The sequence below is a fragment of the Tepidiforma sp. genome, assembly GCF_026419595.1.
Classification (GTDB): Bacteria; Chloroflexota; Dehalococcoidia; order Tepidiformales; family Tepidiformaceae; genus Tepidiforma.
This window is the reverse complement of record NZ_JANZZD010000033.1, coordinates 1-22,344: the sequence shown is the minus strand read 5'-3', so window position 1 is coordinate 22,344 and position 22,344 is coordinate 1. Positions and strand designations below refer to the sequence as shown.

At 72.6% G+C, this 22,344-nt stretch carries 26 protein-coding genes and 1 tRNA gene; 15 read left to right on the top strand and 12 right to left on the bottom strand.

What is annotated here, in order from left to right; genetic code table 11:
- The first annotated feature begins 144 nt into the window (after positions 1-144).
- The 5 genes from N2041_RS12985 (at position 145) to N2041_RS12965 (ending at position 3,655) form a co-directional block, all read left to right on the top strand.
- Positions 145-1,029: a substrate-binding domain-containing protein gene (locus tag N2041_RS12985; protein WP_297679004.1), complete on the top strand. Its 885-nt coding sequence runs from the start codon at positions 145-147 to the stop codon at positions 1,027-1,029.
- Entirely contained in the window at positions 1,026-1,718 is a 693-nt protein-coding gene (locus tag N2041_RS12980) for an ABC transporter permease (RefSeq protein ID WP_297679003.1), read from the top strand. Before N2041_RS12985 ends, N2041_RS12980 begins: the two co-directional genes overlap by 4 nt.
- A complete protein-coding gene (locus tag N2041_RS12975) occupies positions 1,718-2,668 on the top strand; it encodes an ABC transporter ATP-binding protein (protein WP_297679002.1) in 951 nt (316 codons plus the stop codon). Before N2041_RS12980 ends, N2041_RS12975 begins: the two co-directional genes overlap by 1 nt.
- Before the next feature lie 11 nt (positions 2,669-2,679).
- Positions 2,680-3,267, top strand: a complete 588-nt coding sequence (locus N2041_RS12970) for a hypothetical protein (protein WP_297679001.1) — start codon at positions 2,680-2,682, stop codon at positions 3,265-3,267.
- Between the two features lie 130 nt (positions 3,268-3,397).
- Entirely contained in the window at positions 3,398-3,655 is a 258-nt protein-coding gene (locus tag N2041_RS12965) for a hypothetical protein (protein WP_297679000.1), read from the top strand.
- Between the two features lie 18 nt (positions 3,656-3,673).
- On the opposite strand, the gene N2041_RS12960 is transcribed toward N2041_RS12965, so the two are convergent.
- Genes N2041_RS12960 through N2041_RS12945 form a run of 4 tightly spaced genes read right to left on the bottom strand, consistent with a single transcriptional unit; the run spans position 3,674 to position 7,429 of the window.
- Positions 3,674-4,303: a histidine phosphatase family protein gene (locus tag N2041_RS12960; RefSeq protein ID WP_297678999.1), complete on the bottom strand. Its 630-nt coding sequence runs from the start codon at positions 4,301-4,303 to the stop codon at positions 3,674-3,676.
- Between the two features lie 35 nt (positions 4,304-4,338).
- Positions 4,339-5,385: a P1 family peptidase gene (locus N2041_RS12955; protein ID WP_297678998.1), complete on the bottom strand. Its 1,047-nt coding sequence runs from the start codon at positions 5,383-5,385 to the stop codon at positions 4,339-4,341.
- Between the two features lie 2 nt (positions 5,386-5,387).
- A complete protein-coding gene (locus tag N2041_RS12950) occupies positions 5,388-6,053 on the bottom strand; it encodes a hypothetical protein (protein ID WP_297678997.1) in 666 nt (221 codons plus the stop codon).
- 44 nt (positions 6,054-6,097) lie between these two features.
- Positions 6,098-7,429, bottom strand: a complete 1,332-nt coding sequence (locus N2041_RS12945) for a M20/M25/M40 family metallo-hydrolase (protein WP_297678996.1) — start codon at positions 7,427-7,429, stop codon at positions 6,098-6,100.
- A gap of 70 nt (positions 7,430-7,499) precedes the next feature.
- Between N2041_RS12945 and N2041_RS12940 the strand changes: the two genes are divergently transcribed.
- The 4 genes from N2041_RS12940 to N2041_RS12925 are packed head-to-tail and all read left to right on the top strand — an operon-like array spanning position 7,500 to position 10,364.
- Positions 7,500-8,732 carry an NAD(P)/FAD-dependent oxidoreductase gene (locus N2041_RS12940; protein WP_297678995.1) on the top strand — a complete coding sequence of 411 codons (1,233 nt, stop codon included), beginning with the start codon at positions 7,500-7,502 and terminating at the stop codon, positions 8,730-8,732.
- A 47-nt stretch (positions 8,733-8,779) separates the two neighbouring features.
- The gene (locus N2041_RS12935; RefSeq protein WP_297678994.1) at positions 8,780-9,250 is read left to right on the top strand and encodes a MarR family transcriptional regulator; all 471 of its coding nucleotides are present in this window, start codon (positions 8,780-8,782) and stop codon (positions 9,248-9,250) included.
- 41 nt (positions 9,251-9,291) lie between these two features.
- Positions 9,292-9,714 carry a hypothetical protein gene (locus N2041_RS12930; protein ID WP_297678993.1) on the top strand — a complete coding sequence of 141 codons (423 nt, stop codon included), beginning with the start codon at positions 9,292-9,294 and terminating at the stop codon, positions 9,712-9,714.
- A complete protein-coding gene (locus N2041_RS12925; protein ID WP_297678992.1) occupies positions 9,711-10,364 on the top strand; it encodes a methyltransferase domain-containing protein in 654 nt (217 codons plus the stop codon). Before N2041_RS12930 ends, N2041_RS12925 begins: the two co-directional genes overlap by 4 nt.
- A 9-nt stretch (positions 10,365-10,373) precedes the next feature.
- Here the strand turns inward: N2041_RS12925 and N2041_RS12920 are convergent, their stop codons facing one another.
- Both N2041_RS12920 and N2041_RS12915 read right to left on the bottom strand, forming a co-directional pair.
- The gene (locus tag N2041_RS12920) at positions 10,374-11,333 is read right to left on the bottom strand and encodes a PLP-dependent cysteine synthase family protein (RefSeq protein ID WP_297678991.1); all 960 of its coding nucleotides are present in this window, start codon (positions 11,331-11,333) and stop codon (positions 10,374-10,376) included.
- 74 nt (positions 11,334-11,407) lie between these two features.
- A complete protein-coding gene (locus N2041_RS12915; RefSeq protein ID WP_297678990.1) occupies positions 11,408-12,928 on the bottom strand; it encodes an inositol-3-phosphate synthase in 1,521 nt (506 codons plus the stop codon).
- 152 nt (positions 12,929-13,080) lie between these two features.
- Between N2041_RS12915 and N2041_RS12910 the strand changes: the two genes are divergently transcribed.
- Complete coding sequence (locus tag N2041_RS12910; RefSeq protein WP_297678989.1) at positions 13,081-13,296, top strand: YgaP-like transmembrane domain; 216 nt, start codon at positions 13,081-13,083, stop codon at positions 13,294-13,296.
- Positions 13,297-13,305: 9 nt separating this feature from the next.
- On the opposite strand, the gene N2041_RS12905 is transcribed toward N2041_RS12910, so the two are convergent.
- The 3 genes from N2041_RS12905 to N2041_RS12895 all read right to left on the bottom strand — a co-directional run bounded on the left by N2041_RS12905 (position 13,306) and on the right by N2041_RS12895 (position 15,717).
- Positions 13,306-13,587, bottom strand: a complete 282-nt coding sequence (locus N2041_RS12905; RefSeq protein WP_297678988.1) for a hypothetical protein — start codon at positions 13,585-13,587, stop codon at positions 13,306-13,308.
- A gap of 97 nt (positions 13,588-13,684) precedes the next feature.
- Positions 13,685-14,398 carry an HAD family hydrolase gene (locus N2041_RS12900; RefSeq protein WP_297678987.1) on the bottom strand — a complete coding sequence of 238 codons (714 nt, stop codon included), beginning with the start codon at positions 14,396-14,398 and terminating at the stop codon, positions 13,685-13,687.
- Between the two features lie 47 nt (positions 14,399-14,445).
- Complete coding sequence (locus N2041_RS12895; protein ID WP_297678986.1) at positions 14,446-15,717, bottom strand: glycosyltransferase; 1,272 nt, start codon at positions 15,715-15,717, stop codon at positions 14,446-14,448.
- Positions 15,718-15,813: 96 nt separating this feature from the next.
- Here N2041_RS12895 and N2041_RS12890 point away from each other — a divergent pair, with 96 nt between their 5' ends.
- From N2041_RS12890 to N2041_RS12880, 3 genes are read left to right on the top strand one after another with little or no spacing between them, the layout of a single operon-like run.
- The gene (locus tag N2041_RS12890) at positions 15,814-16,086 is read left to right on the top strand and encodes a hypothetical protein (protein WP_297678985.1); all 273 of its coding nucleotides are present in this window, start codon (positions 15,814-15,816) and stop codon (positions 16,084-16,086) included.
- Positions 16,083-16,679, top strand: coding sequence for a dCTP deaminase (dcd, locus tag N2041_RS12885; RefSeq protein WP_297678984.1), 597 nt, complete (start codon positions 16,083-16,085; stop codon positions 16,677-16,679). The genes N2041_RS12890 and dcd overlap by 4 nt, the downstream gene beginning before the upstream one ends.
- A 20-nt stretch (positions 16,680-16,699) precedes the next feature.
- Positions 16,700-18,253, top strand: coding sequence for a carbon-nitrogen hydrolase family protein (locus N2041_RS12880; RefSeq protein ID WP_297678983.1), 1,554 nt, complete (start codon positions 16,700-16,702; stop codon positions 18,251-18,253).
- A gap of 363 nt (positions 18,254-18,616) precedes the next feature.
- Here N2041_RS12880 and N2041_RS12875 read toward each other — a convergent pair whose 3' ends face one another.
- The 3 genes from N2041_RS12875 to N2041_RS12865 form a co-directional block, all read right to left on the bottom strand.
- Positions 18,617-19,489 carry a LysM peptidoglycan-binding domain-containing protein gene (locus N2041_RS12875; RefSeq protein ID WP_297678982.1) on the bottom strand — a complete coding sequence of 291 codons (873 nt, stop codon included), beginning with the start codon at positions 19,487-19,489 and terminating at the stop codon, positions 18,617-18,619.
- A 59-nt stretch (positions 19,490-19,548) separates the two neighbouring features.
- Positions 19,549-20,406: an SDR family NAD(P)-dependent oxidoreductase gene (locus N2041_RS12870; protein ID WP_297678981.1), complete on the bottom strand. Its 858-nt coding sequence runs from the start codon at positions 20,404-20,406 to the stop codon at positions 19,549-19,551.
- 99 nt (positions 20,407-20,505) lie between these two features.
- Positions 20,506-20,593, bottom strand: a tRNA-Ser gene (locus tag N2041_RS12865).
- 147 nt (positions 20,594-20,740) lie between these two features.
- On the opposite strand from N2041_RS12865, the gene N2041_RS12860 reads away from it, so the two are divergent.
- On the top strand, positions 20,741-21,202 hold the full coding sequence (locus N2041_RS12860; protein WP_297678980.1) for a hypothetical protein: 462 nt from the start codon (positions 20,741-20,743) through the stop codon (positions 21,200-21,202).
- A gap of 39 nt (positions 21,203-21,241) precedes the next feature.
- Positions 21,242-21,958 carry a haloacid dehalogenase type II gene (locus tag N2041_RS12855; RefSeq protein ID WP_297678979.1) on the top strand — a complete coding sequence of 239 codons (717 nt, stop codon included), beginning with the start codon at positions 21,242-21,244 and terminating at the stop codon, positions 21,956-21,958.
- Positions 21,959-22,344 lie beyond the last annotated feature (386 nt).

Genomic DNA, 22,344 nt, shown 5'->3' with positions numbered 1-22,344 from the left:
AACCTCCAACCTCCAACCTCCAACCTCCAACCTCCAACCTCCAACCTCCAACCTCCAACCTCCAACCTCCAACCTCCGCCCCGCCATGGTGCACCCTCGGGGTAGCGGCGTTATGCTGACTCGAGCATTTCGAGGAGTCGGCGCATGGTGCGGCGAGGGGCGTGGCTCGTGCTCGCGGTGCTGGGGATGCTGGCTGCGGCGGCATGTGCCGGGGCGGCTGCGGGGCCGGCCGCAACACCGGCGGCGGGCGACGCGGGCCGCCCCGGCGGTTCGCTCATCCTCGCGACGACGACGAGCACGCAGGACAGCGGCCTGCTCGACGTGCTCGTGCCGCTGTTCGAGGCAGAGACCGGCACGCGGGTGAAGGTCATCGCCGTCGGCTCCGGGGCGGCGCTGGAGATGGGACGCCGGGGTGACGCCGACGCCATCCTGAGCCACGCGCCGGAAGCGGAAGCGCCGCTCGTCGCGTCCGGCGACCTGGTCGAAGGGCGGCGCGTGATGCACAACGACTTCGTGCTCGTCGGGCCGCCGTCGGACCCGGCCGGGGTGCGCAGCGCGGCGAGCATCGGCGACGCGATGCGGCGCATCGCCGCGGCCGGGACGTTCGTGTCGCGTGGCGACAATTCGGGCACGCACGCGAAGGAGCTGGCGCTCTGGCGGGCGGCGGGGCTCGACCCCGCAGCCGTCCGCCGGGAGGAGACCGGGCAGGGGATGGGCGCGACGCTGAACATCGCCGACCAGCGGCGGGCGTACACGCTCACCGACCGCGCGACCTACCTCGCGCTGCGCGGCCGGCTGGAGCTGGCGGTGCTGTTCGCGGGCGACGCGGCGCTCCAGAACGTCTACCACGTCTACGTGGTGAACCCGGAGAAGCACCCGGGTGTGAAGGCGGCGCAGGCGCGGGCGTGGGCCGCCTTCCTCGTCTCGGACGAGGCGCAGCGGGTCATCGCGGCGTTCGGGCGGGACCGGTACGGCGAGCCGCTCTTCTTCGCCGACGCCGCGGCAGGGGCCGGGGAGGGCGGCCGGTGAGCGACCTCTGGGCGGGCGTGCTCGAGGCGCTGCGGCTGGTCGTCACGGGCGACCGCGAGGTGCGGGAGATCGCGCTCCGGACGATCTACGTCTCGGGGGCGGCGACGCTGCTGGCGATGCTCGCGGGGGTGCCCGCCGGGTATGCGCTGGCCCGGCTGCGGTTCCCGGGTCGTACGCTCGTGCTGGGGCTGGTGAACACCGGGATGGGGATGCCGCCGGTGGTGGTGGGGCTGGTCGTGTGGCTGCTGCTCGTGCGGTCCGGGCCGCTGGGCGGGCTGGAGCTGATCTACACGCGCGAGGCGATGATTCTCGCCCAGTTCCTGATCGCGACGCCGCTGGTCATCGGGTTCACGGCGGCGGCGGTGCAGGCGCTGCCGCCGGAGCTGCCGGAGCTGCTGCAGGTGCTGGGCGCGGGACGGGTGCGGCGGCTGTGGCTGCTGGCGCGGGAGGCGCGGCTCGGGCTGCTCGCGGCGGTGATGGCCGGCTTCGGGGGCGTCGTCTCGGAGGTCGGCGCGTCGATGGCCGTCGGCGGCAACCTGCAGGGGCAGACGCGCGTGCTGACGACCGCCATCGTGACCGAAACGAGCCGGGGGAACACCGAGCGGGCGCTGGCGCTCGGCCTCATCCTGCTGGCGCTGGCATTCGCGGTGAACCTCATCCTGACGCGCGCACAGCAGCGGTCCGGCTGATGGAGGTGCGGTTCGAGGACGTCGAGGTCCGCAAGGGCGGGCGGACGGTGCTGGAGGTGCCGGCGCTGACCCTCGGGCGGGCCGCGGCGACGGCGCTGCTCGGCCCGAACGGCGCGGGCAAGACGACGGCGCTGCGGCTGATGGCCGGGCTCGAACGGCCGGCCCGGGGCCGGGTGCTGCTCGATGGCGAGCCGGCCGGGCGGGCCGCGCGGCGCGCAGTCGCGTACGCCTTCCAGCGGGCAGTCTTCCTGCGGGGCACCGTGCGGGAGAACCTCGAGCTGGCGCTCCGCCTGCGCGGCGTGCCGGCGGCGGAGCGGGCGCGGCGCATCGCGCGGGCGGCGGAGGCGTGCGGCATCGGCCACCTCCTCGGGCGCGACGCGCTGCGGCTCTCGGGCGGCGAGGCGCAGCGGGCGAACCTCGCCCGGGCGCTCGCGCTGGAGGCGGGGCTCGTCCTGCTCGACGAGCCGCTGAGCGGGCTGGACGGGCCTGCGCGGGCGGCGCTGCTGGCCGACCTGCCGGGGATGCTCGCCGCGACGCGGGCGACGGTGGTGCTCGTCACCCACGACCGGGACGAGGCGCTGCAGCTGGCGCAGGAGCTCGTGCTGCTCATCGGCGGCCGGCCGGCGGCCTGCGGCCCCGCTGGGGAGGTGTTCCGGCGGCCGCCGACGCGGGAGGCGGCGGCCTTCCTCGGCTATACGCGCTGCGGGCGCGAGGCGATCCGGCCGGGCGCGCTCACCGTCGGCCCGGGCGAGCGGGAGTTCGCGTTCACCGTCGAGCGGGTGGTCGACCTCGGGACGCACCTCGCGGCGGAGGGTCGGATCGGCGGCGCACCGGCGCGGGCGGCGGTCCCGGACGGGGCGCCGCTCCCTGCGCCGGGCAGCGAGGTGACGGTGAGCGCGCCGGCGGCAGCGGTGCTGACCTACCGCGACGACGGCCGGCTGGCGGAGTAGGCTGGAGCGGGATGTGCACCCAGCTGGTCGTCGACGGGGAAGAGATCCCGACCTCGCCGGGCTCGAAGGTGCCGGTGATGCTGCCGTTCAGCGAGCGGACGCCGGCGCGCATCCCGCTTTCGAAGACGGCCTTCGCGCGCGAACTCCACCTCTGGCGGATGAAGGGGAAGCTGCCCTGCGCGAGCGAAGCGGAAGCGTTCGAGGTCGCGAAGCAGAAGGTGACGACGAAGTACGGCGCGGCGCAGGTGATGTGGTTCCACTCGGGGTTCGCGAAGGGGTACATCGCGGGAGTGACACGGTTCGCGGAGCGGAACCCGGATTTCGACCCGGAGCGGAAGGCGAACGAGGAGACGAACCCGTTCTTCCTCTGGTTCGATGCGCCGGAGGGGCTCGTCGTGCCGATCGTGCTGAGCGTGGATACGTACCGGTGGAACCCGAAGAAGCAGGAGGGGCTGCGGGTGGTGGCGAACATCGTGACGCGTGACGCGGGCGTCATCGTTCCGCCGGAGATCCACGGGCGGGAGCCGTACTTCATGCGGGTGGAGGACTGGCTCGGGGATGCGCCGCTGCCGAAGCCGGTTGCGCGCGGGGAAGTGTGAAAATTCGTTGACAGGCGGATCTGCGAACGCGTAGGGTGCGGGCGTATGGATGTTCCCGCGGGCATCCACCGACCGTAACGGCGGCGCCGAAAGGTGCCGCCGTTTGTGCTTCTCGAAGGAGGGGTGAACCATGCAGTCGAGCCTCATCGGCAAGATCGAGAAGGCGAAGGTCTACGCGCAGGAGCGGCACCGGATGCAGGTGGATAACCTGCACGTGGCGTTCCACGGGGAGAACAGCGACCACGAGGTGTCGCTGGTCGAGGGCCGGTGGCATTGCAACTGCGACTTCTTCGCGCAGTGGTCGGTGTGCAGCCACACGATGGCGCTGGAGCGGGTGCTGGAGGGGATGGTGCCGCGGCAGGAGCTGCCGGAGCTGGCCGGGGCGTAGCCGGCCGGCGGCGGCGCCTCAGGGGAGGTCGAGCCCCTCGAGGTGGGCGGTGTCGTTGACGGCGCCGAGCGTGACGCGGCCGCTGCGCCCGAAGGTGAGCCGCGTGACGCTGGTGTTGGCGACGGCGAACGCCCAGGTGCGTTCGACCGGCATGCCGAGCAGCTCGGCGAGGAGGGCGGCGATGGCGTTGCCGTGGGAGACGACGACGAGCCGGCCGCCCTGGTAGCGGTCGACGAGGTCGCGGAGGGCGGCGGCGGTGCGCTCGCGGAGCTGCTGAACGGTTTCGCCGCCGGGGGCGGCCTGGCGTTGGCCGGTGAAGAACGCGCGGAGGACGTCGGCCTGCGTCTTGGCGATGTCGCTGGCCGGGAGGCCCTCCCATTCGCCGTAGTGCATCTCGCGGAGGCGGGGGTCGGGCGCGGGGTCGAGCGGCGTGGGGTGGTGTTCGAGGGCGTGGCGGGCGGTGAGGAGGGCGCGGGTGAGGTCGGAGGCGGCGGCGGCATCGAACTGCTGGCCGCGGAGGCGGAGGCCGAGGGCGCGCGCCTGGGCGATGCCCCGGGGCGTCAGGTCGGTCTCGGAGTGGCCGCAGAAGCGGCCTTCGATGTTGCCGTAGGTCTCGGCGTGGCGGATGAGGAGGACGTCGGTGGGCACGATCGTAAGGATAGGGCGCGGGCGGCTTGCGGGCGTTAGCGGGCGGCGGCGGCCCGCCACTCGGCGGCGGAGGGGACCGCCTTCGTGCCCCGGGCGAGGTCGACGGCGCGGAGGACGGCGGTTTCGACGGCGGCGGCCGTGAGCGCGCCGAGCAGGAGGAGGTCATCGGGCCGGGCCGGGAGGTCGCCGGTCGAGAGCGCGAAGGCGATGTCGCCGTCGCCGCGGGTGTGGGCGGGGACGACACAGCGGGCGAAGCCGTCGTGGGCGTGGACGGCGAGCCGCTGGAGCTCGTGCGGTTCGAGCCGGGCGTTCGTCGCGACGCAAAGGAGGGTGGTGTTCTCGAGGTCGCCCGGGGCGGCGGAGACGGCGCCGGACGCGGCGGGCTGGAGGGCGTCCATGGCGGCGGTGCGCCGCTCGAGGGCCGCGGGGATGGCGAGGCATTCGCCGGGGTCGTCGCCGCGGGGGCCGGCGCGGCATTCGCCGGTGGCCGGGTCGTAGATGCTGCCGACGGCGTTGACGACGGCGAGCGCGCCGACCATGAGGCCGCCGGGACCGGCGAGGCTGGCGGTGCCGAGGCCGCCTTTGAGGGCGCGTTCGGGGCCGAGCAGCTTCGCGACCGTGGCGCCGGTGCCGGCGCCGACGGAGCCCTCGGCGACGGCGCCGCGGCGGGCGCGGACGGCGGCGAGGTAGCCCTCCTGCGGGCCGGGGAAGGCGAGCGGGTCGCCGAGGGCGAGGTCGTAGATGACGGCGGCGGAGACGATGGGCACCTTCCGCTTCGCGGTGGGGACACCGATGTCGTGCTCGGCGCACCAGCGCATCACGCCGTCGGCCGCGGCGAGGCCGAAGGCGCTGCCGCCGGCGAAGAGGACGGCGTGGCAGGTGCGGACGAGGTTGGCGAGGCCGAGGACGTCGGTTTCGCGGGTGCCGGGGGCGCCGCCGCGGGCATCGACGGCGGCGGCGTTGGCGCCGGGGCAGAGGATGACGGTGCAGCCGGTGGCCGCGCGGCGGTCGGTGTAGTGGCCGACGCGGATGCCGGGGATATCGGTGATGGCGTTGCGGGGGCCGGGCCGCCAGGCGCTCATGCTCAGGAGGGGGGCCTCCCGGCGGTGCGGCGGCCGGCGACGTAGGAGAGGAGGAAGCCGCGGGCAACGCCGGCGAGGTCGGCGGTGAGGTCGGCGAGGGTGGTGGCGCTCGCTTCGTCGGCGCCGAAGGAGGAGGCGACAGGCTCGCCCCCGGCGCTGATGCCGGCGAACCAGATGGTCTCGGCGACTTTGCGGCGGGCGAGGTCGGGGATGAGGAGCATGGGGTTGCCGGTCTCGGCGGCGGCGACGAGGCCGGTGAGGTCGGCGAGGTCCGGCTGGCTCCGGAGGAGCCGCGCCCATTCGAGCGCGTCGTCGCCGATGCTGAGGTGGCGGATGACCTGTTCGGGCGAGAGGACGGCGACGTCGTGGACGAACTGCTTCCATTCGGCGGCGCCGGGCAGGGGTTCGAGCAGCCGGCGGGCGACGGGGTGGGTGCGGTCGGCGAGGGCGCGGTAGACGGCGACGAGGCGGCGGCAGGCCTCGGCGAGCTCCTGGGCGATGAGGCCGGCGAGGATGGCGCGGTCGCCGGCCTCGGCGAAGACGAGCCGGCTGAGCGCGGCATCGGCCGCGGCCTCGGGCTTCTTCAGGGCAGAGCGGGCATAGGCCTCGACGAAATCGAGCTCGGCGAGGCCGCCGGGGTAGGCGGCGGCGCGGGGTGCGGTGGACATGGCGGCATCGTAGGGCATCGGCCGGGCGGACGGGAGCGGCGGGCTCACGCCCCGGCGCCGCGCGCGCACATGCGGAAGGTCACCTCCCAGAGCATCCGGCAGTTGAGGGTGAAGGATTCGATGCTGACCCGTTCGTTGTGGCCGTGGACGCCGCGGGCGACCTCGGGGGTGGTGAGGCCGCCGGAGAAGCCATAGGAGATGATGCCGCGGTTGCGCGTCTCGGCGCTGTCGGTGAAGCCGAGCGTCATGCCGGGGACGACGACGGCATCCTCGGTGAAGCCGCGGATGACCTCTTCGATACAGCGGAAGAGTTCGGTGTCGTAGGGGCTCGTATCGGAGGCGCGGACGTGGACCGGTTCGACCCGGACGCGAGGGTCGTCGATGACGCGCTCGAGTTCGGCCTGGAACTCGGCGGGGTCGACGCCGGGGAGGAGGCGGATATCGAGGGTGGCCTCGGCGCGGGCGGGGATGACGTTGTGCTTGATGCCGGCGCGGGCGGTGGTGGTGCTGATGGTGTTGGTGAGCATGGCGCGGATGCGGGGGTCCTCGGCGGCGCGGGCGGCGAGGCCGGCGGGCGTGGGGTCGCCGCGGTAGATGCCGGCCCGCGCGAGGCGGCGGAAGTACTCCTCAAGGACGGGCGCGACGGTGAGCGGCCGCTCCCACTGCTGGATGCGCCAGAGGGCGCGGACGAGCCGATCGAGGGCGTTGTCGTCGTGGGGGACGGAGCCGTGGCCGGGCATCCCCTCGGCGACGAGGCGAAGCCAGAGGGGACCTTTCTCGGCGACGGCGATGGAGTAGACAGGCCGTTCGACGCCGAACAGTTCGGTGGTGCCGCCGCCGCCTTCGTTGATGACGTACTCGGCGTCCATGGTTTCCGGGTGCTCCCGGAGGATGAAGCGCATGCCGTATTCGCTGCCGGCTTCTTCATCGGCCTGGGCGAAGAAGACGACGTCGCGGGCGAGGGGGATGCGGAGCCGGCGGAGGGTGAGGAAGGTCATGAGCTGGGCGATGCCGAGGCCCTTCATATCGAGCGCGCCGCGACCCCAGATGTAGCCATCGCGGACGATGCCGGCGAAGGGATCGACGTCCCAGAATTCGCGCTCGACGGGGACGACGTCGGTGTGGTTGAGGAGCATGAAGGGCCGCTTCGAGCCGTCGCCGGGGAGGACGGCGCGGAGGGAGACGCGGCCGCCGCCGGCGTCGTAGGTCTCGAAGGGGATGCCCTCGGCCTGGAGGAGGTCGCCGAGGAAGGCGCAGGCGAGCGCTTCGTTGCCGGGCGGGTTCGACGTGTCGATCCGGATGAAGCGGCAGAGGAGGTCGATCGCCTCGTCGGCGAAGGCGTCCCAGTCGATCGGCGGGGCGGCTTGTGGCGGCATGGGCGGATGGTAGAGGATCGCCGCACGCGCCGCAGGGCGCGGAGACAGCAGCGAATGAAGGATTGCCCCTGTGGAACGGTATGACGTGATCATCGTCGGCGGCGGGATCGCCGGGAGCGGACTGGCGACGGTGCTGGCCCGGGGCGGGCGCTCGGTGCTCGTACTGGAGCGGACGGAGCAGTTCCGCGACGTGGTGCGCGGGGAGTGGATCGCGCCGTGGGGCGTGGTCGAAGCGCGGCGGACCGGCCTCTACGACGTGCTGGCCGGGGTGAGCCAGCACCACCTGCCCTACCACGTGGAGTACGGCGAAGGGATCGACCCCGCGGAGGCGGACGCGCAGAAGCTGGACCTCCGCGCGTTCCTGCCGGGGGTGCCGGGGCCGCTGGCGATCGGGCACCCGAACGCCTGCCAGGCGCTGTTCGACGCCGCCACGGCGGCGGGCGCGCGGGCGGTCCGCGGGGTGACGCGGTTCGAGGTGCGCGCCGGCGCCTCGCCCTCGGTGGCGTGGGAGGCGGGCGGGCAGGCGTTCGAAGCCGCCGCCCGGCTGGTGGTGGGGGCCGACGGCCGGAATTCGCAGGTGCGGAAGCAGCTGGGCATCGAGCTGCACGAGGACGAGCCGCACCACCTCTTCGCAGGGCTGCTCGTGGAGGACGTGCCGGACTGGCCGGAGGAGGTGGAGAGCATGGGAACGGAGGGGAACGTCCAGTACTTCGTCTTCCCGCAGGGCGGCGGCCGGCACCGGCTCTACCTGAGCTACGGCTACGACCAGAAGGGGCGGTTCAGCGGCGAGGGCGCGGCCGAGCGGTTCCTCGAGGCGTTCCGGCTGCCTTCGGTGCCGGGCAGCGCGGCGATCGCGGCGGGGACGATCGCAGGGCCGTGTCATTCGGTGCCCAACCAGAGCACGTGGGTCGATTCGCCGGTGCGCGACGGGGCGGTGCTCATCGGCGACGCGGCGGGCTTCAACGACCCGATCGTCGGGCAGGGGCTGAGCATCTCGCTGCGGGACGTGCGGATCGTGGGCGAACTGCTACTGGGGAGCGACGACTGGCGGCCGGCGCTGTTCGCGCCGTATGTGGAGGAGCGGCCGGAGCGGATGCGGCGGCTGCGGTTCGCCGCCCGGCTGGACTCGGTCATCCACGCCGAGTTCGGGCCGGAGGCGGCGGCGCGGAAGCTGCGGTTCCGGGAGGCGCGGGCGAAGAACCCGCTGCTCGGGCTGGCGACGGCCGGGGTGATGATCGGGCCGGAGCTGGTGCCGGCGGAGGCGTTCACCGACGAGGCGTGGGCGGAGCTGATGGCGGTGTAAGCACCGCAGTTGATGAGAAGATTGGAAGGTTGCATGATTCGCGGGTCATGGGCGACCTCCGGATGGCGGCGTGGCGTGCGTTCCTCGAGGCGCACGCCCGGGTGACGACGCTGCTCGAGGAGGACCTGCAGCGGGAGCGCGGGCTGTCGCTGGCGTGGTACGACGTGCTGGTCCAGCTGGAGGAGGCGGAGGGGAACCGCCTGCGGATGACCGAGCTGGCGCGGCGGGTGGTGATCAGCAAGAGCGGCCTGACGCGGCTGGTGGACCGGATGGTGGAGGCCGGGCTCGTGACGCGCTGCCCCGACGACGCTGACCGCCGCGGCCGGTGGGTGGAGATGACGCCGGCGGGCTTCGAGCGGCTGCGGGACGCGGCGCCCCGCCACCTGCGGGGCGTGCGGCAGTACTTCACGAGCGAGCTGGACGAGCAGAGCGCGGGGGTGCTGACGCACGTGCTGGGGCGGATTGCGGCGAAGGCCGCGGCCGAGCTGGCAGCGCGGGAGAGCCGGCGGGGGCGGTAGGCGCATCGCCCGTTGGGCCGGCGGGCCGTACCCTCGTGGCGATGCGGCTGACGGTGGAGGCCGAGGGTGCGCCGGCGCAGCGGTTCGTGCCGCCGGGCGATGGGGCCGCGCTGGCCGCGTTCTGCTCGTTCGCGGCGATGCGCGGGTTCGGCGCCGTGCACCCGCTCATCGTGCTCGCCGAGCGGCTGCAGGAGTCCGGGGTGCGCATGGGGCCGCTGACGATGTTCTACGACGAGGCCGCTGAGGACGCGGAGGACCTGGAGAAGCTGGAGCTGGCCTGGCAGGACCGGGCCGGGCTGGCCGAGGCGCTGGCCGGGCTGGCCCGGGCGCTCGAGGCGGACCTGGAGGCGGCGGCGCTGGCGCGGCGCGGCGGGGCGGAGGGGCTGGCCGAGCAGGCGCGGGCCGCGGCGGAGTTCCTCGCGGGGGCCGCCGGCACCCGGGCGCGGATGGTGTACCGGCTATGATGCGGCGCCGGCGGGCTGTCATCGCGGCGCGGGAGCGCTGGCTGACCGGGCGGGGGCGGTGGCTGGCGCAGGCGGCCGGCTCGCAGGCGGGGCAGGCGCTGCTGACGCCGCGCGCGGGCCGGGTGCTCGACCTGCTGGAGCTCGGGCCGGGGAAGCGCTACCTCGATATCGGCTGCGGGACGGCGGCCTACGCCCACCTCCTGGCGGCACGCGCGGGCTGCGAGGAGCCGCCGGTCTGCATGGACCTCGCGCTCGGGCCGGGGCCGGTCGACCTCATCGGCTGGCCGGAGAAGCTGCCGTTCCGGGACGCGGTGTTCGACTGCATCACGAGCTTCTACTTCCTGCGGCGGTTCGATGACGACGTGGTGCACGCGTACGCGCGGGAGCTGGCGCGGGTGCTGGCGCCGGGCGGGCGGGCGCTCGTGCTCGAGATCGCGCCGGTGGTGAACCCGCTGCTCAACCGGCTCCATGCGAAGCTCGTCTCCGGCGGCTGCCCCGCGGTCGACCTGCGGGGCTGGGGCCGGCTGGCGGCGACCTTCAGCGAGGCGGGGTACGACGCCATCGACCTCGTGAACGCGGGGCCGTTCCTCGTGCCGCCGATTCCGCGGGTCGGGCTGCTGCTGCGGAAAGCGCCAGCCGAAACGGGCTGAGGCGCCGGGCTACCACCAGAGGATATCGTCGAGGGGGTCATCGTCGGCGCCGTTGGGCGCCGGGTCGCCGTCGGCGGCCCAGAGGTCGGTGCCGAGGTACTTCCAGCCGCCGTCGGCGAAGATGACGAGGATGTTGCCGCGCTGGAGGCGGGAGGCGGCGCGCATCGCGGCGTGGAGGACGGCGCCGGAGGAGATGCCGCCGAAGAGGCCCTCGGCGAGCATGGCGCGGCGGGCGTGGGAGAAGGCGTGGCGGTTGCCGACGAGGATGCGGCCATCGAGGACGGCCTCGTCGAGGATGGGCGGGATGAAGCCGTCGTCGAGCGATTTGAGGCCCTGGACGTGGACGCCGAGGCGGGGTTCGACGCCGAGCACCTGGCAGGCGGGGTTGGCTGCCTTGAGGCGGCGGCCGACGCCGGTGATGGTGCCGCCGGTGCCGATGCCGGCGACGAAGACATCGACGCCGCCGACGGCGGCCATATCGGCGAGGATTTCGCCGGCGGTCCACTCTTCGTGGGCGCGGACGTTCTCCTCGCTGTCGAACTGGCCGAAGTAGTGGGCGCCGGTCTCGGCGGCGATGGCGCGGGCGGCTTCGCGGGCAGATTTGATGCCGGCCTGGCGGGGGACGCGGCGGACGCGGGCGCCGTAGACAGCGAGGAGCTGTTCGATTTCGGGGTAGACGGATTCGGGCACGCAGACCTCGACCGGGTGGCCGAGGAGGCGGCCCCAGAGGGCGAGGGCGACGCCGGTGTTGCCGGTGGAGGCTTCGATGATCGGCTGGCCGGGGGCGAGCTGGCCCGCTGCGCGCGCGGCTTCGAGGATGCGGATGACGATGCGGTCTTTGATGGAGCCCGTCGGGTTCTGGCCTTCGAGCTTGGCAAAGATGCGGACGCCGGGCCGCGGCGAGAGGGAGCGGAGTTCGACGATCGGGGTACCGCCGGCGAGGGCGCGGATGGAGTCGTAGCGGGGCACGGTTCGATTATGCAGCGAACGGCCCCGGCGGGCTGGCCGGGGCCGCTGCGGTGCAGGCAGGAGCGCGGCGGGCGCTACTCCTCTTCGTAATACTCGAGGCCGAGGTGGGTGATCTGCTCTTCGCCCATGAGCCAGCGGAGGGTGTTCTTCAGCTTGGTCTGCTGGATGAAGAGGTCGTGCTCGGGGTAGACGCTGGGGGCGTGCTGGGGGCTCTTGAAGTAGAAGCTGAGCCACTCCTGGATGCCCTTCATGCCTGCGCGCTGGGCGAGGTCGAAGAAGAGGGCGAGGTCGAGGACGAGCGGGGCGGCGAGGATGGAGTCGCGGCAGAGGAAGTCGATCTTGATCTGCATCGGGTAGCCGAGCCACCCGAAGATGTCGATGTTGTCCCAGCCTTCTTTGTTGTCGCCGCGGGGCGGGTAGTAGTTGATGCGGACCTTGTGGTAGATGTTGCCGTAGAGCTGGGGGTAGAGGTCGGGCTGGAGGATGTATTCGAGGACGCCGAGCTTCGATTCCTCCTTGGTCTTGAAGCTTTCGGGGTCATCGAGGACTTCGCCGTCGCGGTTGCCGAGGATGTTGGTGGAGTACCAGCCGGCGACGCCGAGCATGCGGGCCTTGAGCATGGGCGCGATGACCGTCTTGACGAGGGTCTGGCCGGTCTTGAAGTCCTTGCCGCCGATGGGGACGCCGCGGTCGTTGGCGAGTTTGACGAGGGCGGGGATATCGACGGTGAGGTTGGGGGCGCCGTTGGCGAAGGGGACACCCTCCATGAGGGCGGCGTAGCCGTAGATCATGGAGGGGGCGATGGCGTCGGAGTTGGCTTCGAGGGCGGCTTCGAAGGCTTCGAGGTTGGCGTGCTCGGCCGACTGCTCCATGAAGACTTCGGTGGAGGCGCACCAGACCATGACGAGGCGGTCGCAGCCGTTGCGGGCTTTGAAGTCGCGGATGTCCTGCCGGATGGCTTCGGCGAGGGCCATCTTGGTGGGGGCGGACTTCACGTTGGTGCCGTGGAGGCGCTTGACGTAGCGCTGGTCGAAGACGGCGGGCATCGGTTCGATGCCGCGGAGGAAGTCGGCGATGGGGTCGAGGTGCTCGTGGCGGTCGAGGACGCCGGCTTTGAGGGCGGCTTCGTAGGCGTTATCCGGGATCGGGTCCCAGGCGCCGAAGACGAGGTCCTCGAGGTTGGCGAGGGGGACGAACTCTTTGATGAGCGGGGAGCGCTTTTCGGTGCGCTTCCCGAGGCGGATGGTGCCCATCTGGGTGAGGGAGCCGATGGGGAGGGCGCCGCGGGAGCGGGCGTTTTCGACGCCGGCGATGAAGGTGGTGGCGACGGCGCCGAGGCCGACGAGGAGGACGCCGAGTTTGCCGGAGGCGGGCTCGATGGTCCGGGGCTGGGGCTGGACGAAATCTTTGGGTTCCAGGATGACACCTCGCTGGCGGGCGAGCGACATCAGGGCGCCGTGCCATTGGGCCGGGATGCGCCCCGTCTTCGCCCAGTGTTGGACGGTGCTCTGGCGCCTGCCGAGGAGGGCGGCGAGGGCGCTCTGGCCGCCGAACCGGCGGATGATCCGTTCGGCGGGGTTGAGCTGGTCGTCCACGCCTGCCAGCGTACCGAAATTTTCGTTAGCGGTCGAGGAACACATGGCCCTGAATGGCGGGCCGGGTCGGCCGCGGCGGGGTCATCAGCGGCTGGACAGGATGCGTATGATCGGGACGGCGGCAGGGAATGCCGCACCGATGGAGGGACAGGATGGCACTCGCACGGTTCATGGCTTCGACGGCGGGGCGGCTGCTCCGCATCGCCCTGGGCATCGCGCTCATCATCATCGGGCTGCTGGTCGGCGGCCCGGCCGGCTGGGTGATCGCGATCATCGGACTGGTGCCGATTGCCGCCGGGGCGGCGAACGTCTGCCTCATCGGGCCGGTGATCGGCGCGCCGTTCAAGGGGTCGGAGGCGCGCCGGTAGCGGCCGGGCTCAGCGGTCGTTGATGCGGGCGAGGAACGCGAGGTAATCGTCGCGGCGGCCGGCGAGCGCGGCGAGCAGCAGCCCGAGCAGGACGAACGGGAGCCGGAGGGCCGAGACCAGCAGCACCGCGAGGAGGGGGCCGAACAGGACCCACGCGGCGACGTAGATGAGGGAGCCGTTCCAGATCACCCAGGCGAGGCCCCCGACCCAGAGGATGACGAGCAGACAGCCGCTGAGGATCTGGGCGATGCCGGCGATCCAGGCGGCGACTGCGAGGACGGCGTCGCGCATGCGCTTCCCCCGGACGACGGGCCGCGCGGGCCCGGGATGCGGGGCGAGCATGGCGGACGGCTGCGACAGCTGACGTCGCGGCGCGGCGGCGCGAAGGTCAGAGGCCGAGCGGTTCGCGCAGGTCGGCGAGGTGGGCGAGGACGCGGTCGGGGAGGGCGGGGGCATCGTCGCCGAGCTCGAGGCGGTCGCGGTGGATCCAGGCGGCATGGATGCCGGCCCGGCGCGCGCCGCCGATATCGGCGTAGAGGTTGTCGCCGATGTGCCAGGCTTCTTCGGGCCGGGCGCCGGTGCGTTCGAGGGCGTGGGCGAAGACGGCCGGGTCGGGCTTGCCGCGGCCGAATTCGCCTTCGATGACGATGACGTCGAAGTGCTCTTCGATGGGGAAGCGGCTGAGCTTCCAGCGCTGCATCTCGGCGGGGCCGTTGGTGAGGAGGGCGAGCCGGAATCCGGCCGCCCGGAGGCGCTGGAGGGTTTCGAGGCTGTCGTCGAAGAGGCGCATGCGGGCGGCCTGCTCGTCCCAGTAGCGGTCGGCGAGGCGGGGCGCGGCGGCCGGGTCGAGGCCGAGCCGTTCGAGGGCGAGGGCGACGTTGTGCCGGCGGGCGTCGTGGAGGCGGGTGCGCCAGTGCTCGACGGCGGCTTCGTCCTTCCAGAAGCTGATGAGCTGGTCGCGGATGGCCTGCTGGAGGGGCCCGGGTTCGATGCCGAGTTCCGGGGCGAAGGCGGCGCAGGTCGACTGCCAGGCTTCCTGCACGCCGCCGGAGGTATCGAGCAGCGTATCGTCGAGGTCGAAGAAGATGGCGCGGGGGGTCACGATCCCATCGTAGGCGCCGGGCGGGCGGGGTGTCGACGCGCGCCGGCTCAGCCGCCGCTGGCGATGACGGCGGCCTCCCACGCCTCGGGCGCGAACGGGCGGCCGGCCGGCGGTTCGTGGCGGGCGAAGCGGGCGCGGGCGGCATCGTAGACGTCGGCGATGCGGAGGCCGACGGTGCTCCAGCGGAAGCGCTCGACGCTGGCGCGGGCGGCGCGGCCGAAGTTGGCGCGCAGTTCGGGGTTGGCGAGGAGGACGTCGAGCTTCTCGGTGAACGGCTCGGGGCAGCGCCAGGGGATGAGGTAGCCGGTGACGCCGTCGATGACGGTGGACTGGAGGCCGCCGACGCGGGAGGCGACGACCGGCGTGCCGCAGGCCATGGCTTCGACGGCGACGAGGCCGAAGCTTTCGTAGAAGCTCGGCACGACGCAGACATCGGCGGCGCTGTAGTAACGGGGGAGTTCGGCGTGGTCGACGGCGCCGGTGAAGCGGATCCGGCCGGCGATGCCGAGGCGGGCGGCCTGGGCTTCGAGCTCGGCGCGGAGGGGCGCGGCGCGGTCGTCGCCGCCGACGATGAGGAGGAGGGCGTCGCGGCGTTCGAGGCCGGCGACGGCATCGAGGAGGATTTCGAGCCCCTTGAGCTTTTCGAGGCGGCCGACCCAGAGGAGGACGGGGCGGTCGAGCGGGAGGCCGAGGCTGGCGCGGCATTCCTCCCGGGAAAGCGGCTGGAAGAGGTCGAGGTCGATGCCGCAGGGGACGGTGTGCATGCGGGCGGGGTCGGCGCCGTAGTAGCGCTGGAGGAGGAGGCGTTCGTGGTCGCTCGCGGTGACGATGGCGTCGGCGCGGCGGGCGATGGTGCGCTCGTGGCGGATGCGGAGGGTGGGTTCGGCCTCGCCGAAGCGGGCGCGGTTTTTCACTTCGCCGAGGGTGTGGAACATGACGACGTGGGGCAGGCGGAGGCGGCGGGCGAGGATGGTGCCGGCGCAGCCGGATTGCCAGTAGTGAGAGTGGATGAGGTCGTAGCCGGGGGCGTCGCAGGCGAAGGCGTGGAGGTTGCGGACGAACTCGGGCAGGTGGCCGATGATGGCTTCTTTTTCGATGGGGGCGGGCGGGCCGGCATCGATGCGGACAAGGCGGAGGCGGGGCGCGATGGGCTCGACGGCGGGCAGGAGGCCGTCGCGGCGGGTGAAGATGTCGACGTCGTAGCCGAGGCCGGCGAGCTCGCGGGAGAGTTCGAGGACGTAGACGTTCATGCCCCCGGTTTCGCGGCCACCGAGGGGCGCGAGGGGGCTGGTGTGGGCTGAGACCATGGCGATGCGCATGCACGGACCATTGTGCCGGATCGGGGGCGGGTGCGGGTGGTATGCGTTGCTGTGCGAACACCTGTGCGCAACAATGCGCGGGCACAGGAGGCTCAGATGTCGAATGCCACGGTCCGCGCGCGCCTGTCGGACGGCCTGTTCCCTTCGGAAGTCGCGGCGATCATCGAGGATATCGACGGGCAGCAGATCGGCTTCATCGCCTCGGCTGACCTCGTTGTCGACCGCCACAACGGGAGCGGGCGGGTGACGGTTCGCGTGCTCGAGAAGCGGGGCGACCACGCGCTCATCGAAATCCCCGGCGATGTCTACGGGGCGGTGCGGTATGCGGTCGTTCCGCTGAGCAGCCTCTCCAACGAGCGGACAGGGTGATTCTCAGCGACGCCGCGATCATCGAGGCCCTCCGTGAGGGCCGCCTGGTCATCGAGCCGCAACCTGCGCTCCCATCTCCGAACAGCGCGGGGGCGTTCGACCCGACATCGGTGAATCTGCGGCTCGGGCGCGTGCTCCGCGTGCCTGCGAAGGACGTCAGCGTCACGTTCGACCCGACCGTCGGCCGCGTTGCCGCGACGCTCGACCGGCTCTACGACCGGGTCGAGATCGCGGACGAAGGGTTCGTGCTCGACCCGGGCCGGTTCGTGCTGGGGATGACTGAGGAGCTGGTCCGTCTGCCGCTGCCGCCCGAACTCCCGCCGGAGGCGAGGGCGCAGGGCTGCCTCGCGGCGCGGGTCGAGGGGAAGAGTTCGCTCGCCCGCCTGGGGCTGCTCATTCACTTCACTGCGCCGACCATCCACGCCGGATTTCGCGGCACGATCGCGCTCGAGATGATGAATCTCGGGCCGGCAGGCATCCGCCTCCGGGCAGGGATGCCGATCTGCCAGCTGATCCTCGAGCCGGTGGTCGGCATCCCTCTCGGCGCCGGGGGCCAGTTCCTCGGGCAGTCGGACCCCGCGGGCCGGCCGTAGTTTTCGACGGGAGGTGTGCGATGCAGCCGTTCAGGGTTGGGCTTTGCCAGGTGCCGGCGCACCCGCTGGAGCGCGCGGAGGAGAACTGGGCCGCCATCGTGGAGGCGCTCGATGAGGCCGGCCGCCAGGGCGCGCAGCTCGTCGGCCTGCCGGAGTGCTCTTACCCGGCCTACTACGTTCGCGACGAGCGGCCGTACGACCGGCCCGGGGTGCGGCCGTTCGCCGAGGTGACGGCCACGCTGGCGGCGAAGTGCCGCCAGTGGGGCTACTGGCTGGCAGCGGGGCTCGCCGTGCCGCACGCAGACGGCAGCCTGACGAACAGCGGGCTCGTCTTCGACCTCACCGGGGAGATTCGCGGGCGGTACGACAAGAGCTTCCTCTGGCACTTCGATGCGCGCTGGTTCCGGCGCGGGCAGGCGTTCCCGGTGTGGGATGCGGGGTTCGCGCGGTTCGGCATCCTCATCTGCGCGGATGCGCGCCAGCCGGAGGTCGCGCGGGCGCTGGCGGCGAACGGGGCCGAGGTGATCCTCGACCTCACGGCGTGGGTCTCGTGGGGCCGGACGATGGCGGAGCTTTCGACCACCCAGTGCGAGTACCTCGTGCCCGTGCGGGCGTTCGAGAACGGCGTCTGGATCGCGGCCGCGGACAAGTTCGGCCCGGAGGGCACGTCGCTGGTGTACGCGGGGCGGTCGTCGGTCTACGACCCGGCAGGGGTGACGCGGTTCTGCGCGCCGGCGGACAGCGGGGCGGTGGTGACGTTCGACATCGAGCCGATGGCGGTCGAACGGCCGCGGCGGCGGCCGGGGCTCTACGGGCGGCTGGTGGAGCCGACGGCCGGGCTGCCGGTGATGCAGGCGCTGGCGGAGCCGGTGGTGCCGGCGCAGCTGAGCCGGCGGGTGGCCGCAGCGCCGTCGCGGCCGGCGTGGGACGCCGACAGCCTTCTCGCGCTTTACCTCGACCAGCGGGAGCAGGACGCCGACCTCATCGTTGCCGGCGGCGTCCCGGCGCCGGCGGGCTGGGAGGCGGTGCTGCCCCGGCTGGAGGCGGCCGTCCGGGAGCGGGGCGGGGGCCTGCTCTTCGGCGCGCGGGAAGATGGGACGCGGCCGCGCGACCTCGCGGTGCTGATCACGCCGGGCGGGACGGTCGTCCACACGGCCTCACACGGGCGCGGCATCGAAACGGGCGAATCGCTGCCGCCGGTGGTGGAAACGCCGGCGGGCCGGGTCGGCATCCTCTGCGGCGAAGAGGGGTTCGTGCCCGAGGTCGCGCGGATTCTCATGCTCGAAGGGGCCGAGGTGCTGGCGTGGACGGCCTTCGCGGAGGAGCCGATGACGGAGCGGATCGCGCGGGCGCGGAGCGACGAGAACCGGGTCTACACGGCCGTCGCCGGGCCGGAGACGGCGATCATTACGGCGCCGAACGGCGCGCCGCTGACCATCGCGCCGTACGGGAGCGGGCTCGCGATGGCCGCGCAGGTGAACCCGGCGATGGCGCGCTGGAAGGACATGGCGCCGGGCACGAACGCGCTCCTCGACCGCATCCCGGGGGCGTACGGGGATTTGGTGAGGGAGTAGGGAGGAGGGAGGAGGGAGAAAGGGAGAGAGGGAGAGAGGGAGAAAGGGAACGGGGAACGGAGAGAGAGAGGATAACCTCCAACCTCCGACCTCCGACCTCCAACCTCCGACCGTCGTCGCGGGGGTCCGTCCCCGCGGGGCGCTATGCGCCCAACGGATGCTCCCGGGAACCGGGAGGCGGGAAGCGGGAACCGGGAAGCGGGAACGGGTGGGTTCGGGGGTCCGGGTGGGCCTCGCCGGCCCTCCGCGGGCGCGGAGGCCCGCGGCTACGGAGTTGGGAGTTGGGAGACGGGAGACGGGAGACGGGAGACGGGAGACGGGAGACGGGAGACGGGAGGGAGGATAACCCTCAACCTCCAACCTCTACCGGAAGCCGGCGGCGATGGCGAGGACGTTGGCGACGTACTGTTCGGTCTCGTCGAAGATGCCGTACTGCTCGATGCTCCACCAGCCCTGGTAGTAGAAGGCGAGCGCGGTTTCGACGTCGTAGCCGGCCTGCCAGAGCATGTGGGCGAAGATGGCGGTGCCGAGCCGGATGTTGTCGGCGGGGTCGGTGCGCCAGTTCACGGCATCGGGGGCGAGGTACTCGAGCCCCCATTCGGCGGTGGCGGGCATGATCTGCATGATGCCGACGGCGCCGGCGGAGCTGACCATCGCCTGGTTCCAGCCGCTTTCGAGCCAGGCCAGCCCGAGGAGGAGCGGCGGCCAGATGCCGTACTCGGCCGCAGCCTGGCGGAGCAGGGCTTCGATAGCGGGCCGGGTCCAGCTGGCCGTCGCCGGGGCGCGGTCCGGCACGGGGAGGGTGAGCAGCTGGCCCGCGAAGATCCGGTCGCGGTCGTCGATGCCGTTCGCCTCGGCGATGGCGTGGACCGTCGTCCCGTGGGCGAGGGCGATGGAGGAGAGGGTATCGCCGGGCTGGACGAGGTAGAGCCGCTCCCGCGGCGGGGCGACGGCGCCGCCCGGCGGCGGCACGGCGGGCGACGATTCGGCGATGGTGATCAGCTGGCCGGCGAAGATGAGGTCCGGGTTGGCGATGCCGTTGGCGGCGGCCAGCCGGTCGAGGTCGACGCCGTGGCGGAGGGCGATCGCGGAGAGCGTATCGCCGGGCTGGACTTCGTAGGTGAGGGCGTGGGCGAACGCGGCGGGCGCAGCGACGGCTGCCGCAAGCGCGCCGAGGAGCGCGCGGCGGAGGATGCGCGGCCGGTTCGCCGCCGCCTGCGGGGTGAGCGGCAGCATAGGGCATTGATATTCGCCCAATCGTTATGACGATGGCAAGTGGCGCGCCGGGCGCGTCTTTACCGGAGCGGGCCCGTCGGCACGGGGTTCGCGCGGTCGAGGACGCCCTGGAAGCGCTGCTGGACGGCCTGCCAGATGTACTCCTGCATCGGGAAGATGTAGAAGGTGTCGGTCTTGATGGCCTCGACGACCTGGGCGGCGACTTCGGCCGGGGGGAAGCCCTGGCGGAGGAGCTGCTCGACCATGGCGCGGCCCTGCTGGACCTGGGCGGGGAGCTGCGAGCGGTCGCGGGCGGGGCCGAACTCGGCGGGCCGGTTCCGCTCGGCGTCGAGGATGTTCGTGTTCACCCAGCCGGGGCACAAGACGGAGGCGGAGAGCGGCAGATTCATGAGCTTGAACTGCTTGTAGAGGCCTTCGGTGAGGCAGACGACGGCGTGCTTCGAGATGGAGTAGGCATCGGCGCCGGTGAGCAGGCCGGCAGCGGAGGCGGTATTGACGATGTGGCCTTCTTCGCCACCGGCGATCATGCGGGGGACGAAGGCGCGGATGCCGCGGAGGACGCCGTGGAAGTTGACGCCGAAGACCCAGTCGAAGTCGGCCTGGGGAGCTTCCCAGATGGGGAGGCCGGCGCCGCCGGAGACGCCGGCGTTGTTGCACAGGATGTGGACGGCGCCGAAGGTGCGGTAGGCGGCCTCGGCGAGGGCTTCGACGTCGGCGTCGGAGAGGACGCTGGCGCGGACGGCGAGGGTGCGGGCGCCTCGTTCGCGGAGGCCGGCCTCGGCGATGGCGAGCGGCTCGGCTTCGATGTCGGCGAGGACGACGGCGGCGCCTTCTTCGGCGAACCGGGTGGCGAGCGCGAGGCCGATGCCGCTCGCGGCACCGGTAACGACGGCGACTTTGCCCTCCAGGCTCTGCATGGGCGAATCTCCTTCGGGTTTGGCGAAGGACTCTACGGGAGGCGGGAAGGGGCGGCAAGGGAGGGCGGAAGGGACGGGGCGGGAAAGGGAGGAATGACGTGGCGGAGAGGGTGGGATTCGAACCCACGGTACCTTGCGGTACACACGCTTTCCAGGCGTGCCTGATCGTCCACTCCAGCACCTCTCCGCGCGGGCAGGCGGTGGACCCGGCCTTTGATGGTAACAGGTTGCGGCGTGTGCGCCTCGGGCGCGGGGCGGGCTGCGGGGTTCGTCGGGGGTTTACGCGGGGGTTACCTGCTGGTCATTTGCCGCCGGAGCGGGCATGATGCGAGGCATGGCAGGAAAAGCCCCGCTCCTGCTGGCCGCGTTCCTCTTCGGGATCGGCGCGAGCGGCCTCTTCCTCCTCACGTTCGCCGAACGGGCGGCGTGGGGCCCGTTCCAGCCCCGCGTGGCGCCGCCGCCCCCGCAGCGGGTCATCGTCATCGACGCTGGCACGCCGTTTACGCCCCCCTCACTCGATGAGCTGTTCACGAGCGGCTTCGACGGCCGCGCGGAGGCGCTGGCCGCGGCCTCGCCGGCTGCCGGCCCCGGGAACGGCAGCGGCGCTTCGGCAGCAGGGCAGCCGACGGCAACGCCGACGCCCATCCCGCCGATCCGCATCCACGGGGTGGCCGCCGGCGACGGCGTTTCCGCGGCGGGCGCGACGCCGACGCCACCGCCGCCGGTGCGCATCGTCAACGTCGCCACCGGCGGGGGCGATGACGCGACTCCCGCGCCCGGCGAGGGCGGGGAGTAGCCGCGCAGGCGGAGCCGCCGCCGGGGTAGACTGCGCCGCATGGCCCTCGAGAACGTTCGCGCGCTCGTCTTCGATGTCTTCGGCACGGTGGTCGACTGGCGCTCGTCGGTGATGCGCGAGCTCGCATCTGCGGGCGCGCGCCATGGGGTCGAGGCGGACTGGGGCGCGTTCGCCGATGCGTGGCGGTACGAGGGGTACCTCGGCGGCATCGCGAAGGTGAACCGGGGCGAGTGGCCGTTCATGACGACGGACGAGCTGCACCGGCGAAAACTCGAGGAGCTGCTGCCGCAATACGGGCTCGGCGGGATGTCGGCGGAGGAGCGGGACGACCTGAACCGGGCGTGGCACCGGCTGGACCCGTGGCCGGACAGCGTGCCCGGGCTCTGGCGGCTGAAGCAGCGGTTCGTGATTTCGACGCTTTCGAACGGGAACGTGGCGCTGCTGGTGGCGATGGCGAAGCGGGCCGGCCTCCCGTGGGACTGCGTGCTGGGGGCGGACGTGCTGGGGGCGTTCAAGCCGAAGCCGGAAGCGTACCTCGCGGGGGCGCGGATCCTCGGGCTCGAACCGGGGCAGGTGATGCTCGTGGCAGCCCACAAGGCAGACCTCCGGGCGGCACAGGCCGCGGGCCTCCGGGCGGCGTTCATCCCCCGCCCAAAGGAGGCCGGCCCGAACGTGCAAACGGATCTCTCGCCGGACCCGGCGTTCGATATCAACGCCGGGGATTTCCTCGAGCTTGCGCGGGTGATGGGGGTGTAGGGGGGAGGAGGGAGGAGGGAGGAGGGAGAAGGGAGAAGGGAGAAGGGAGAAGGGAGGAGGGAGAAGGGCGGAAGGGAGTAAGGGAGAGAGGGAGAAAGGGAGAAGGGGAGAAGGTGGAACGGGGAACGGGGAACGGGGAGGGAGTATCAACCTCCAACCTCCAACCGTAGCCGCGGGGCTCCGTCCCCGCGGGGCGCCATGCGCCCAACGGGTCGTTCGGGAGGCGGGAGACGGGAAGCGGGAAGCGGGAGACGGGAACCGGGAGGCGGGAAGCGGGAAGCGGGAGACGGGAACCGGATGAATTCGAAGGCCGGGGTGGGCCTCGCCGGCCCTCCGCGGGCACGGAGGCCCGCGGCTACGGAGTTGGGAGTTGGGAGTTGGGAGTT